The following is a 13,335-nucleotide window of genomic DNA, read 5'->3' as shown; positions in this document are numbered from 1 at the left end:
ATCAAGCCAAATTCCCAGCCAAAATATTGTTTTTGGATGCAAAGCAAAGCTTTTTACTATGTAGAGCGGATGCTGTCGGCGCATGCGCAAGCCTGCGTTTCAGGCAGCGTTCACGTGTCGAGATGCAGCCGCCGGATATAGGTCTCGCAATACGACGCGAACCGTTGCACCACCTGCCGGGGCCGCATCGTGCGCGATTGCGCGATGCCGAGCGTCGTTGCGTTGACGTTGTCCTTGAAGCGCTTCACGACGAAATCTTCGCCGTCGACCGTGCGATTCGATTTGAGCGGAAAGTTAAGCATGCTGTAGCCGAGTCCGTTCGCCACCATGCCGCGCACGACCTCCGGCTGCGAAGAACGGAAGGCGGGCACGGGCCGGCTGCCCACGGCATCGAACAGCGCGGCGAAGTACTCGCGGCTATGCGGCAGATCCAGCATCACGTAGGGCTCGTGCAGCAGGTCGGCCAGCGATACCTTGCGCGCGCGGGCAAGACGGTGCGATGTCGGCAGGATCACGTACGGCGGCAGCGACAGCAGCGGCGTGAACGCGATGTCTTCCGTCAGGTCGAGGCTATAGGTCAGGACTATGTCGAGCGAGCCGTCGTGCAGGCCTCTTAGCAGACCGTCCTGATGCGCCTCGACCGTGCGAAACGAAATGCCCGCATGCTCGCTCGCGAAGCGGCTGATGAGCCTCGGCATCAAGGGCGGCGCGAGCGAGACAAGGCAGCCGAGCGCGATCGAGCCCGTCATGCCGCCGTCCATCTCTTTGGCGGACGTTTGCAACTCTTCGGCGATCTTCAGCAGATTGCGCGCCTGTCCGAGCAGATCGCGGCCGGCTTGCGTGAGCGACAGGCCGCTCGCGTGATGTCTGATGAAAAGCTGCACGCCGAATGACGATTCGAGGTCGGCGAGTGCCGTCGAGATAGACGGCTGCGAGATATGCAGGCGCTTTGCAGCGGCCGTGAACGACAGCGTTTCCGCCGTGACCACGAAATAGCGCAACTGGCGAAGCGAGTAACGCAGGGGATGGCTTTCCATTGGCAATGCTCCAGATTCGGGCGTTCATTGCGCACCATTGTGAGGCGGTCAAAAACCGCTGCATAGGTAAATCCTGTGCGGTGCATTTTTTAAATATATTTTTCGGATTCGGGGGGCGCGCGTAGATTCTGCACCGGGACAGCTGATTCACGGTGCTGCGCGCCGTTCGACAAGTGGCTTCGCCCGGATCGAACGCGCAGTCACGACGGCTCGAATCAAACCGCCTTTGAGAAGGACTTAGCCATGGCAGTGAAAACAACGTCAGTCGACACGCTCGTGGTCGGCGCCGGGCAGGCCGGCGTGGCGATGAGCGAACATTTGAGCAACATCGGCGTGCCGCATATCGTGCTGGAGCGTGCGCGCATCGCCGAGCGGTGGCGCACGGGACGCTGGGATTCGCTGGTTGCCAATGGTCCCGCATGGCACGATCGTTTCCCCGATCTCGAGTTCGCCGATGTCGATCCGGATGGCTTCGCGTCGAAGGATCAGGTGGCGGATTACTTCGTCGCCTATGCAAAGAAATTCAATGCGCCGATCCATACCGGCGTCGAAGTGAAGAGGGTGGTGCGCAATGCGGGCCACCAGGGTTTCATTGTCGAGACCTCGGACGGTACGTTCGAAGCCAACCGCGTGGTCGTCGCAACGGGACCGTTTCAACGCCCGTTGATTCCCGCCGTCGCGCCGAAATCGGATCGGTTCACGCAGATTCATTCCGCCGACTATCGCAACCCGCAGCAATTGCCGGAAGGCGGCGTGTTGGTGATCGGCGCGGGTTCGTCGGGCGTGCAGATTGCGGATGAATTGCAGCGCGCGGGCAAGCAGGTATATCTGTCGGTCGGGCCGCATGATCGCCCGCCGCGCGGGTATCGCGGCCGCGACTTCTGCTGGTGGCTCGGCGTGCTCGGCGAATGGGATGCCGAAGTGATGCGCCCGGGCAAGGAGCATGTGACCATCGCGGTGAGCGGCGCGCGCGGCGGCCATACGGTGGACTTTCGACGTCTTGCGCATCAGGGCGTCACGCTCGTCGGTTTGACGAAATCGTTCGACGACAGCGTCGTGACGTTCGACTCGGATCTCGCGGACAACATTGCGCGCGGTGACGAAAACTATCTGTCGCTGCTAGACGCTGCGGATGCCTATGCGGCCCGCAACGGTCTCGATCTCCCGGAAGAACCCGAGGCGCGCGTCATTCCCGCAGACCCGGACTGTGTCATCCATCCCATTCTCGAACTCGATCTGGTCAAGGCAGGCGTGACGTCGATTGTCTGGGCGACCGGCTATGCCGTCGATTTCAACTGGCTGCAAGTCGATGCCTTCGACGACAAAGGCAAGCCGAAGCATCAGCGTGGTGTATCGAAAGAGCCGGGCATCTATTTTCTTGGGCTTCCGTGGTTGTCGCGTCGCGGCTCCGCTTTTATCTGGGGCGTGTGGCACGACGCGAAGCATATTGCCGATCACATCGCGACGCAGCGCAAATACCTCGCGTACTACGACGCGCCTGAAAGCCATGCAAAGGCGCCTAACGGCGCTGCCACAGCCGATTCACGCGTTCAGAAGGTCAGCGAACTCGACTTGAGCTGAAGCGCTCACGGACCCGAACCGCATTCTCCCTTTACTTCGTATCAAGGTGCATTGATGAGCCAACCTACGCATACCCGCATCCGCATGTTCAACACGAAGGACACGTATCCGAACCAGACGCTCGACAACGACCTGTGCCAGGCCGTGCGCGCGGGCAACACGGTGTACGTGCGCGGCCAGGTGGGGACCGATTTCAACGGACAGCTCGTCGGGCTCGGCGACCCGCGCGCGCAGGCCGAGCAGGCGATGAAGAACGTCAAGCAGTTGCTCGAAGAAGCGGGCAGCGACATGTCGCACATCGTCAAGACGACCACGTTTCTGACGGACGTGCGGTATCGCGAGCCCGTCTATCAGGAAGTCGGCAAGTGGCTCAAGGGCGTGTTCCCGATTTCGACGGGCCTCGTCGTCACGGCCCTGGGGCAGCCGCAGTGGCTGATGGAGATCGACGTGATCGCCGTCATTCCCGATGGATGGACGCCGTCTCAGGGCTGAGGAACACGCCATGACATTTTCTATCGTCGGACGTTGTGCACGAACCGGGCAGCTTGGTATCGCGATCAGTTCGTCGAGCATCGCAGTCGGCGCGCGTTGCCCGTGGTTGCGTGCGGGCGTGGGCGCAGTGGCGACGCAGAACGTGACGTTGCCCGCGCTCGGCCCGCAGATTCTCGATCTGCTGGAGCACACGCTGCTCGAACCCGCCGCCGCGCTGAACCGTGCGCTCGGTGCGAGCGACTGGAGCGAGTATCGACAGGTCACGGTGATCGACGCCAGCGGACGTACTGCGTTTTTCAGCGGCAAGGAAGCGCTCGGTACATATCACGCAGTGGCGGGCGAGCAATGCGTCGCGGCGGGCAACATGCTTGCGGGCACCGGCGTGATCGAGGCGATGGTCCCTGCATTCGAGAATGCGAATGGCGCGCTGGCCGACCGGCTGCTCGCGGCGATGCATGCCGCGATGACGGCGGGCGGCGAAGCGGGCCCTGTGCATTCCGCGGCGTTGAAGATCGTCGGCGAGCAGAGCTGGCCGATCGTCGATCTGCGCATCGACTGGGCCGACGACGATCCCATCGGCAAGCTCGACGGCCTCTGGCAGGCGTACAAGCCGCAAATGCAGGATTACGTCACCCGCGCGCTCAATCCGACGGCCGCGCCGAGTTATGGAGTGCCGGGCGATGAGTAATGGCTCGAGCCGCGCGCTGCTCGAACGGCTGATCGGATTTCCCACCGTCAGCCGGGACTCCAATCTGGAGATGATCGAGTTCATCCGGCATTACCTTGGCGATCTCGGGGTTCGAAGCGAGCTGTTCTACAACGCGGAGCGCACGAAGGCGAACCTGTTCGCGACGATCGGGCCGGACGCGGGCGGCGGCATCGTGCTATCCGGCCACACCGACGTCGTGCCTGTCGACGGACAGCCGTGGACGGTCGAGCCGTTCCGTCTGAGCGAACAGGACGGACGCCTGTACGGACGCGGCACGGCGGATATGAAAGGCTTCATTGCATCGGTATTGGCGGCGGTACCGGCGTTTCTCGCGCGCGATCTGCGAGTGCCCGTGCATCTCGCGTTCTCCTATGACGAAGAAGTGGGATGCCTCGGCGTGCGGCCGATGCTCGCAGAACTGGCGAAGCGCGCGCACAAGCCCGCGCTGTGCCTCATCGGCGAACCGACGGAACTGAAGCCGGTGCTCGGTCACAAAGGCAAGCTGGCGATGCGCTGCCAGGTGAAGGGCGCGCCGTGTCATTCGGCGTACGCGCCATACGGCGTCAACGCGATTCAGTACGCGGCGCGTCTGATCAACCGCCTCGAAGAGATCGGCGAGCAGTTGGCTTTGCCTGAGCAGCATGACGAACGCTTCGATCCGCCGTACTCGACGGTACAGACGGGCGTCATCAAAGGTGGTCGCGCGCTCAACATCGTGCCGGCCGAATGCGAGTTCGATTTCGAAGTGCGCGCGCTGCCCGGCTACGACGCGACGAACGTGGCCGACCAGCTGCAAACCTATGCGCAGACCCAGCTATTGCCCAAGATGCGCGCGGTCAATGCCGAGACCGGGATTCGCCTGGCGCCGCTTTCGGCTTACCCGGGACTCGCGACGCCGCCCGATAGCGACGCGGCGCAGCTGCTCGCGCTGCTGTGCGGCTCCCGCGAGTTCGGCACGGTGGCATTCGGCACCGAGGGCGGACTCTTCAATCAGGCGGGCATACCCGCTGTGGTCTGTGGACCCGGCAGCATGGATCAGGGACACAAGCCGGACGAATTCGTCACAGTCGCACAACTCGAAGCGTGCGATGCGATGTTGACGCGACTGGCCGATCACCTCGCGACCCGGCCCGGCGCGTGATTCGAATGGATGAACGCAAGCAACGAGCGCGCTCGGGCCACGCCTGAGCCGCTGAAATATCGCAGCGCAGCTGCGCGAGACAGGAGACAGCATCTTGGCCACCACGGACAGTAAAGCTTCCCAATTGATCGAAAAACACACGATCGGTTATGTGCCAACCGAGGATCGTCACGGCAAGGTGCGTGACCTCTTCACACTCTGGTTCGGCGGCAATATCGCGCCGTTGCCTATCGTAACGGGGGCGCTCGGCGTCCAGCTTTTCCATCTGAACCTGTTCTGGGGCATCGTGGCGATCGTCGTGGGACAGGCCGTCGGCGGCGTGCTGATGGCGCTGCATTCGGCGCAAGGCCCGCAAATGGGCATTCCGCAGATGATCCAGAGCCGGGCCCAGTTCGGATCGTGGGGCGCGCTGCTGGTCACCGTCATTGCGGGCGTGATGTACGTGGGCTTCTTCGCTTCCAACATCGTGCTGGCGGGGAAATCGTTGCACGGAATCGAATCGGGTGTGCCCGTGCCGGTGGGCATCATCGTCGGCGCGTTGGGCTCCGGGCTGATCGGCATCATCGGTTATCGCTTCATCCATATCCTGAACCGGATCGGGACGTGGGTGCTCGGCATCGGCATCTTCGTCGGCTTCTGGTACATCCTGACGCACGTTTCGACGGCGGATTTTCTGACGCGCGGCGGCTTCAATATCGCCGGCTGGCTCGCGACGGTCTCGCTGTCCGCGCTCTGGCAAATCGCGTTTGCGCCGTACGTGTCCGACTATTCGCGCTATCTGCCGGAAAACGTCAGTGTCGCGTCCACGTTCTGGGCGACGTATCTGGGCTGTACGATCGGTTCGACGCTCGCGTTCGTGTTCGGCGCTGTTGCCGTGCTGGCCGTGCCGCCGGGCGTCGATGCGATGGATGCCGTCAAGCAGGCCACGGGTCCGCTCGGCTTGCCGATGCTGGTGCTGTTCCTGCTCAGCGTCATCAGTCACAACGCGTTGAATCTCTACGGCGCCGTGCTTGCGGCGATCACATCGGTGCAGACCTTTGCGTACCGCTGGATTCCGACGGCCAGCACGCGGGCGGTGTTCTCGTTCGTCATTCTTGCTGCATGCTGCTATGCGGCGCTCGGGGCTTCGACGAATTTCGTGGGCAATCTGGTCGATCTGGTGCTTGCGTTGCTCGTCGTGCTGGTGCCGTGGACGGCAATCAATCTGATCGATTTCTACGTGATCCATCAAGGCAAGTACGACATCGACTCGATCTTCGAGGCGGACGGCGGCATTTATGGACGCTTCAATCCGCAAGCGCTCATTGCGTACGCAGTCGGTATCGCTGTGCAGATTCCGTTCATGAACACGCCGATGTACGCCGGTCCCGTGCCCGGCTATCTGGATGGCGCGGATCTTTCGTGGGTGATCGGTCTCGTTCTGACGTCGCCGCTTTACTACTGGCTGGCAACGCGGAATACGACGTATCGGCGCCGTCTGAATGCAGGGATGCGGGCTTCGATTCGTTGAGCCAGACAGCGCCCATGGACATTTGCGCCTATGCTGCTGACATGGGTCGCTGTGTTCGCGCGGGCAACGCCCGCGCACGTGTCGCTCGGCAGAGATTACAAAGGCCCGAATTCACATCCTGATGCTGGAGGTGGCCGATGAAAGAGGAACAGATTCGTGAAGCCTTGAATACGCACTGGCGAGCGTCGGCCGAGGGGGATCTCGACCTGGAACATGATATCTATCACGACGATGCCGTCTGCGATTATCCGCAGTCGGGTGAACGCATCGTCGGACGAAGCAATTTGCAGGCATTGCGCGGTCATCATCCCGGCCGGCCTTCGGGTTTCGATGTCAGGCGAATTCAGGGAAACGGCGATCTCTGGATCACGGAATACACGATCGACTACACGGACCGCGCGACATACGTCGTGAGCATCATGAAGTTCCACGACGATAAGGTCGTGCACGAGACCCAATATTTTTCGGAGCCCTTCGATGCACCCGACTGGCGTAGTCAGTGGGTGCAGCGAATCGTGTGACGGCGCCGCCCTGGAAAGCACCCGCACGCCAACGCTTGTTCCGCACGCATACCGCCCGGACTATACGGAAGTATCGTCCATCCTGTTGCAGTGACGGATTCAAACAATAGTAGGGTGGCTATCTGCAGGCCATACGACTAGCTTTCACAACCAGGTCGAACGTGATAGCGGTCATGTCGATCGGCGTAAGTCGCGCGCAAGGTCATGTCATTCCAGTCGCACACGTGCGGGTCCGGAAAATGAAAATCGCTATTGTCGTGCTGGACGGTGTGCAGGCGCTGGATATTGCCGGCGCGCTCGATGTCTTTTACGAAGCGAATCGATGCCTGCGGGAAACTTGCCAGTATCAGGTGTCGCTGGTAGGTGAGCGCGTGGGCCATATAGCCTGCTCGAATTCCATGCAGCTTTGCGTCCCGTTCGACTACACAGCGTTTCAGGCGCCCGTCGATGTTTTGCTGGTAACGGGTAGACCGTACTTGTCGAACGCTCGCCCGAGACGCGACTTCCTGAACTGGTTGCGCGATTGCGCTTTCCAGTCGAAGCGGATCGGCTCGATCTGCAGTGGAGCATTTCTATTGGCGCACGCAGGTGTGCTCAATGGCAGGGAAGTCACCGTCGGTTGGTCCGATGCCAGTGCGCTGTCCCGGGAATGCCCGCTGGCTCGAATTCGTCCCGACAAGGTGCTGGTACGCGATGGCAATCTGGTCTCGTCCGCCGGTGCGACGGCGGGCTGGCACCTGTGTCTATCTCAGGTCGCGGAGGACTGGGGCCATGAACTGGCCGCACGCGTCGCGACGTGTCTTGGCATGGACATGGATCACGAGGGCAGACCGTATATCGATCCCGCCGCACGCAAGAACACGTTCATCGAGAAGGTACAGCGATACGTCACCGATCATATTGCCGATGAACTGTCGATCGAAGAGCTTGCCAGTGCCGTCTCGGTTAGCAGAAGAAGTTTTTCGCGGCTGTTTGCGAAACATGCGCAGAAGACGCCATCCGCATTTGTCGAAGAACTTCGTGTGGACGCAGCGAGAAAGATATTAGGTGAGACGGACCACCCTCTGAAGACCATTGCATTCAAATGCGGTTTCCACAATGCCACGCATATGCGCATGGTCTTCCTTAGGCGTATCAGCGCGACACCGATGCAATGTCGACAGCAAATGCGAGGTGTCCAGGGTGTGCACGGCATGCCGCGACATAGGGATCGGGCGGAACAATCCGTCGATCTCGAGGCCACGGCGTATTGCGCACCCGGATACGCTCCACTGCTACACGATGGTACGGGTCACGATTGGGCCGCATTCCGCATGCGCCGGTTGCCGCCAAGCCAGTGGTAGGCGGAAGCGACCAGCCCCAATGCAATGCCGAAGATCACCACGCCCGTCCAGCCGAAGCGGGTCATCAGCCAGCCGCTGATCATCACGCCGATGGCGCCGCCGGAGAAGGTGGCCGTCATGTACAGACTGTTGATGCGGCCCTGTGCCTTGGGATCGACGGCAAAGGCGCGCGTCTGGTTGGACACGAGTCCCGACTGCACACCGATATCGAGCACGATGACCCCGATGATCAGGAACGTCAGCGAGGACTCCGCGCCGGCAAGCAGCACATAGGCAAGCGTAACGATGCCGATGCTGGCCGCAATGACGGCGCGCGAGCCGAGTCGATCTGTCGCGCGGCCGCCGAGTGAAGCGGCAAGCGCACCCGTCGCGCCGATGATGCCGAAACCGCCGGCCCACGCACTGCCGAGATGCTGCGGGCCGTTTGCCAGAAGGGCCGCCAGATTGACCCAGAACGCGTTGAAGCAGGCCCACAGCAGCGCCTGGACAATCATCGATTCGCGAATCGGGCGATGGTCCCGAACCAGTGGCCAGAGTGACGCGAGCAGACGTCCGTAGGACAGATCGGTGGAAGGCACGCCGCGTGGCAGCAGCGACGCGGCGGCGATCCAGACGGGGATCATGAACACCGCTTCCACGCCGTAGACGGCGCGCCAACCGTAGGCCGCGCCGATCACGCCGCTGATCGTGCGGCCCAGCAGAATGCCGACCATGATGCCGCTGACGACCGTGCCGACCGAACGCCCGCGCTCACTCGGCAATGACATGACGGCAGCGAAGGGCACCAGCTGCTGAGGCACGCAACTGACGATGCCAAGACCGAACGACGCGCCGATCAGCGGCCAGATGCCGGGTGAAAGCGCGGAACCCAGCGCGAAGACGAAGGCGAGCGCAATCTGCGCGAGCACGAGCTTGCGCCGGTCGAAGCGATCGCCCAGCGGTAACAGCAAGGCGAGGCCCGTTGCAAAGCCGAGCAGCGCCGCGCCGGCGACCAGATCGACGGTGGTCAGGTCGACCTGCAGGCCCGAAGCGATCAACGGCAGGATGGGCTGCGTGCAGTAGATGTTGGTGATCACTGCGCCGGCGATGACCGCCATCATGACGATCTTCGCGCGTGACGCGACCGCGTGGGGCTGGGGATGACTGGATGTTTTCGGCAGGCCGTTCACGGCACTCTCCTTCTATTTCGATCTTCAGGGCATGGGCGGCAAGCTGCCGGGGCCCCGGAGCCTGAAGGCTACGCGCTTGCATTTATAAAGAGAATCTCCCAACATCGGGAATCATCCTTCCATTTTTTGATAGGGCCATCCGATGAATCGGCTTGATTCCATGTCCATCCTTGTCGCGGTCGTCGACTCGGGCAGCTTGTCGGCCGCCGCGCGGCGCCTCGGCATGCCGTTGGCAACGGTGAGCCGCAAGGTGGGCGAACTGGAGTCGCATCTGAAGACGCGTCTGATTCAACGCACGACGCGGCAGCTTTCCCTGACGGAAGCGGGCGCCTCGTATGTGGCGGCGTGCCGGCGCATCCTCGATGAGATTGCCGAAGCCGAGCGCGCCGCGACGGGGGAATACGCATCCCCCAAGGGCGAACTCGTGGTCACGGCGCCCGTCGTGTTCGGCCGCTTGCACGTCGTGCCCGTGGTCGCGGAATTTCTCGCGCACTATCCGGAGATCGACGTGAGCCTCGTGCTCACGGATCGCGTCGTGCATCTGATGGAGGAGCAGGCAGACGTTGCCATCCGTATTGGAGAACTGCCCGACAGCACGCTCATGGCGACGAGAGTGGGGACTGTGCGCCGGGTCGTTTGCGCGAGTCCCGCGTATCTGGCAACGCATGGCGTGCCCGTCAAGCCGCGCGATCTCGCGACGCACGAGTGCATTACCTTCGAGGTGCTCGCATCGAGTCGTGCGTGGGCGTTCGGGTCCGGCAAGTCAGAAGTATCCGTGCCCGTTCATTCACGGCTTGCAGTCAATACGGCGGAAGCTGCGATCGCCGCCGCGATGCTTGGCGTTGGACTGGTACGCGTGTTGTCCTATCAGGTCGCGGACGCGATTCGCGACAACGCACTGAGCGTCGTGCTCGATACGTTCGAATCGGCACCGCTGCCCGTCAGTCTCGTGCATAAAGGACAGACGCCTCTGCCACTCAAGTTGCGTGCGTTTCTCGACTTCGTGGCGCCGCGTCTACGGACCCGTACCGCGCGCATACTCGAAGCGGCCACGACGCAATGATCGCGGTCCGCTATGACAGTCGCGACGCGCGTGCTCAAGGGTGTTCTGGAAACGGCTTGCTCCAGAACTTCGACGCAGCGAGGCCGAAGCGCCACGGCAACGCGATCGCCTTCGTAATGCCGATGCGCGGCCCCGACACGACCGACACCGGCTCTTGCGGCGCTTCGACGTGAAAAGGCGCTTCCAGTAACGACATGCCGTTGTGCCGGTGTGCGATGCCAAGCGCCTGTCCGACGCGGCCCGGTCCGGAACAGAGCAGGCGGATCGGTTCGAGCCCGCGCCGCTGGCGCATCGCATCCAGGCCGGTCAACGGTTCGAGCGCGCGGATCAGTACCCCGGCGCCGTGACCCTCTTCTCGACACACGAAATTGAGGCACCAGTGAATGCCGTACGACCGGTACACATAGGCGTGTGCGGGCGGACCGAACAGTACGGCGTTGCGTGCCGTCGGCCCGCGGAAAGCATGCGACGCCGGTTCCTCCGGATCGTACGCCTCCGTCTCGACGATGCGGCCGCCTACGCCGTCCACCGTCAGGATGGCGCCGATCAGCCGCCGTGCCACCCGGGCTGAGGGCGCTGAAAAATCGATTGGTTCGATATGGGAGGAAACGTGCAAGGTCACGGTGGGTAACGATTCTGCTGCGAACAGGTCTATGCAGCCGGACAGATGGATTCGCGGTCAAGACGGCTCGCACACGCCATCCTTGTTGCCGCGTTGAATGCGGCATCGCGTCGACGAGAGTATTCACTATCGGCGCGAATGTTTGAAGACGGGAACGGAAAGGACAGGTTTCACGTTGCTCAACAGTCCCGGCTTTGATGGTCGATGTCGATTGCGCCCTATGGATTGCAATGACTGAACGAACTGTTTCACGTTGCAGCGTTCGTTAGCGAACGCAAGTCCATCAATACGCAAATGGCAGTTTCCGCGGATCAACTAGATTCAACCAGGAAATACATTCGACCGTTAAGCCTCGCCACGGCCGCAATCCCGCTTCCCGGAGATGAACATGGCGGTCACTGTCATCGAAGCACTCGTTAGCACGATCGAAACCGGCCATACGATGTTCTGGACAATAACTGGCGTGGACCCGCCTTTTAACAAAGGCCTCAGCAGAAAAGCACGGCCACCACGGCTAGTTGAATGGCAGGCGGTGCCGCTTCTGGTTGAAATAGGATCGGACGTACTGGATCGACCGGTGCTTGAGCGTCCCCATCGGGAACTACGGAACATAAAGGCCGGACTGCAGATTACGACGATAAGCGTAGTGCAGGAGGACGACACCAGTATTTCGCACATCGTACCGATAACCTGTTTCGACGCCGGGAATGCGCCTCCCGGCATGCATTTCACGGTCACGTACGTCCTGTATGCAATCTGCACAGACGTGCCATAGCGGGAGCGACTCATGAAGCTGAGGGTATTTTACGACTCGAATGGCGTCATTCAGAGCGTTGCACAGATCAATCCAAAAGCGGGAATGCAGCCTTTCATCGCTGCTGCCAGCGGCTATCTCGACATCGACATGAAAAAAGCGGGCGCTGACAGTCCAGGGGAAATTCACGCCTGCTTTAGAGTGGATGCACACGGTGCTCTATATCGACACTCAGAGAAAAAGCTCGTTGCGATTTCTGAACGATCGCGGTCCTGATGCGCGCGGCGGCAGGAGAAGTGCGCGTTTGAATGCGCCGAATATCGGCGCTTCCAATTTTGATTGAAGTCTGGCATTGTCGTCGACTCAGACGTGATGCTCGGTCGCAGTCGACGCCTTGACTCGGGCGACATCGGCGAGAAGGCCGCCTCACATTCCATACTAGCCATCTCGGCCACGCGCCGATCAGGGAGACGCGTGCAGTACCTGCAATATTTGAACCGCTTTTTCGCCGGATCGAGCGTAGAAGCGGGGATCTTCATCATGGTTCTCACAACGGCAACCTTTGCGGGCAGTGACTCCATGGTCAAGGTCATCGGCGCTTCGGTGCCGTTGCTTGCGCTGCTTTGGGTCCGGTATGTATTTCAGACGGTCGTGCTCGCCGTCTGGCTGATGCGGCGCGGAGTGGGCGGTCTCAACGGTGCGCGGCCATTCCGGTTGCAATTGCTGCGGGCCATTCTGCTGCTCCTTAACTCGGCCTCGACGTTTGCGGGGCTGCGCTATCTGCCGCTTCCCGTCACGACTTCGCTGGCAATGATGGCGCCGCTGATCACCACGGTTCTGGCCGCAACGCTCCTCGGTGAGAATGTGGCGAGAAGCAAATGGGCGATGGTCATTCTCGGCTTCATCGGCATGCTGATGGTCGTGCGGCCCGGTGGCGGCGAGTTTTCGTGGGCGGTGTGCTTTCCGATCGCCGCCGCAACGACTTTCGCGTGCTTTCAGGTCGTGTCCAGCAAGTTGTCGAAGACGGGCGACCCAATGACCACAAATTTCCTGACGGCATTGGTGGCGACATTGATGCTTTCGGCACTCTTGTGGACTGCTCAGGCGAGCCTGTTCCCCGAGATAAAAAGCGTGCGCTTCGGCAGCTGGCTGCTTGTTCTCGTAATGGCGACGCTCGCAACGACGGGGCACTCGCTGATGCTGCAGGCGCTTCGACGCGCGCCACTCGCTGTGCTCACGCCTTTCGGCTATGCGCAACTGGCGTTCGCCACGCTCTTCAGCTGGCTCTTCTTTGGTCAGGTACCGGATCTGTGGATGACGCTCGGCATGCTCGTGATTGCATGTAGCGGGATCGGGACCGTGCTGCTTCATGCACGCGGCCGCGGCGCCTGAT

Annotated in this window: 14 protein-coding genes; 11 read left to right on the top strand and 3 right to left on the bottom strand. The window is 61.5% G+C overall.

The annotated features are described in order from the left end of the window. Window positions 1-110 precede the first annotated feature (110 nt). Complete coding sequence (locus tag KFO72_RS06770) at window positions 111-1,037, bottom strand: LysR family transcriptional regulator (RefSeq protein WP_054930971.1); 927 nt, start codon at window positions 1,035-1,037, stop codon at window positions 111-113. A gap of 243 nt (window positions 1,038-1,280) precedes the next feature. Between KFO72_RS06770 and KFO72_RS06765 the strand changes: the two genes are divergently transcribed. The 7 genes from KFO72_RS06765 to KFO72_RS06735 all read left to right on the top strand — a co-directional run bounded on the left by KFO72_RS06765 (window position 1,281) and on the right by KFO72_RS06735 (window position 8,334). Next, the gene (locus tag KFO72_RS06765) at window positions 1,281-2,618 is read left to right on the top strand and encodes a flavin-containing monooxygenase (RefSeq protein ID WP_225031707.1); all 1,338 of its coding nucleotides are present in this window, start codon (window positions 1,281-1,283) and stop codon (window positions 2,616-2,618) included. Window positions 2,619-2,672: 54 nt separating this feature from the next. Continuing rightward, window positions 2,673-3,110 (top strand): RidA family protein, encoded by a 438-nt coding sequence (locus KFO72_RS06760; RefSeq protein ID WP_054930969.1) that lies wholly within the window; start codon window positions 2,673-2,675, stop codon window positions 3,108-3,110. Between the two features lie 10 nt (window positions 3,111-3,120). Beyond that, on the top strand, window positions 3,121-3,798 hold the full coding sequence (locus KFO72_RS06755; protein ID WP_225031706.1) for a DUF1028 domain-containing protein: 678 nt from the start codon (window positions 3,121-3,123) through the stop codon (window positions 3,796-3,798). Further along, window positions 3,791-4,960: an acetylornithine deacetylase gene (gene argE, locus KFO72_RS06750; protein WP_225031705.1), complete on the top strand. Its 1,170-nt coding sequence runs from the start codon at window positions 3,791-3,793 to the stop codon at window positions 4,958-4,960. The genes KFO72_RS06755 and argE overlap by 8 nt, the downstream gene beginning before the upstream one ends. Window positions 4,961-5,054: 94 nt before the next feature. Beyond that, window positions 5,055-6,470 carry a purine-cytosine permease family protein gene (locus tag KFO72_RS06745; protein ID WP_176056931.1) on the top strand — a complete coding sequence of 472 codons (1,416 nt, stop codon included), beginning with the start codon at window positions 5,055-5,057 and terminating at the stop codon, window positions 6,468-6,470. A gap of 137 nt (window positions 6,471-6,607) precedes the next feature. Continuing rightward, window positions 6,608-6,991, top strand: a complete 384-nt coding sequence (locus tag KFO72_RS06740) for a nuclear transport factor 2 family protein (RefSeq protein ID WP_225031704.1) — start codon at window positions 6,608-6,610, stop codon at window positions 6,989-6,991. 239 nt (window positions 6,992-7,230) lie between these two features. Then, entirely contained in the window at window positions 7,231-8,334 is a 1,104-nt protein-coding gene (locus KFO72_RS06735) for a GlxA family transcriptional regulator (protein WP_225031735.1), read from the top strand. Here KFO72_RS06735 and KFO72_RS06730 read toward each other — a convergent pair. Beyond that, entirely contained in the window at window positions 8,283-9,503 is a 1,221-nt protein-coding gene (locus tag KFO72_RS06730) for an MFS transporter (RefSeq protein ID WP_225031703.1), read from the bottom strand. The two genes, KFO72_RS06735 and KFO72_RS06730, sit on opposite strands and share 52 nt — an antisense overlap. 142 nt (window positions 9,504-9,645) lie before the next feature. Here KFO72_RS06730 and KFO72_RS06725 point away from each other — a divergent pair, with 142 nt between their 5' ends. Beyond that, window positions 9,646-10,566, top strand: coding sequence for a LysR family transcriptional regulator (locus KFO72_RS06725; RefSeq protein WP_054930965.1), 921 nt, complete (start codon window positions 9,646-9,648; stop codon window positions 10,564-10,566). Window positions 10,567-10,600: 34 nt separating this feature from the next. On the opposite strand, the gene KFO72_RS06720 is transcribed toward KFO72_RS06725, so the two are convergent. Further along, a complete protein-coding gene (locus KFO72_RS06720; RefSeq protein WP_225031734.1) occupies window positions 10,601-11,215 on the bottom strand; it encodes a DNA-3-methyladenine glycosylase in 615 nt (204 codons plus the stop codon). A gap of 361 nt (window positions 11,216-11,576) precedes the next feature. Here KFO72_RS06720 and KFO72_RS06715 point away from each other — a divergent pair, with 361 nt between their 5' ends. The 3 genes from KFO72_RS06715 (at window position 11,577) to KFO72_RS06705 (ending at window position 13,334) form a co-directional block, all read left to right on the top strand. Then, a complete protein-coding gene (locus KFO72_RS06715) occupies window positions 11,577-11,963 on the top strand; it encodes a hypothetical protein (protein ID WP_060608802.1) in 387 nt (128 codons plus the stop codon). Window positions 11,964-11,975: 12 nt separating this feature from the next. Further along, window positions 11,976-12,218 carry a hypothetical protein gene (locus KFO72_RS06710; RefSeq protein ID WP_103323742.1) on the top strand — a complete coding sequence of 81 codons (243 nt, stop codon included), beginning with the start codon at window positions 11,976-11,978 and terminating at the stop codon, window positions 12,216-12,218. Window positions 12,219-12,482: 264 nt separating this feature from the next. Next, on the top strand, window positions 12,483-13,334 hold the full coding sequence (locus tag KFO72_RS06705; RefSeq protein ID WP_224100772.1) for a DMT family transporter: 852 nt from the start codon (window positions 12,483-12,485) through the stop codon (window positions 13,332-13,334). The last annotated feature ends 1 nt before the right edge of the window (window position 13,335 follow it).

Source organism: Paraburkholderia sp. XV, from assembly GCF_020177535.1.
GTDB classification, from domain to species: Bacteria; Pseudomonadota; Gammaproteobacteria; order Burkholderiales; family Burkholderiaceae; genus Paraburkholderia; species Paraburkholderia caribensis.
The sequence above is the reverse complement of the archived record's forward strand: the minus strand, read 5'-3'. Positions and strand labels throughout refer to the sequence as shown.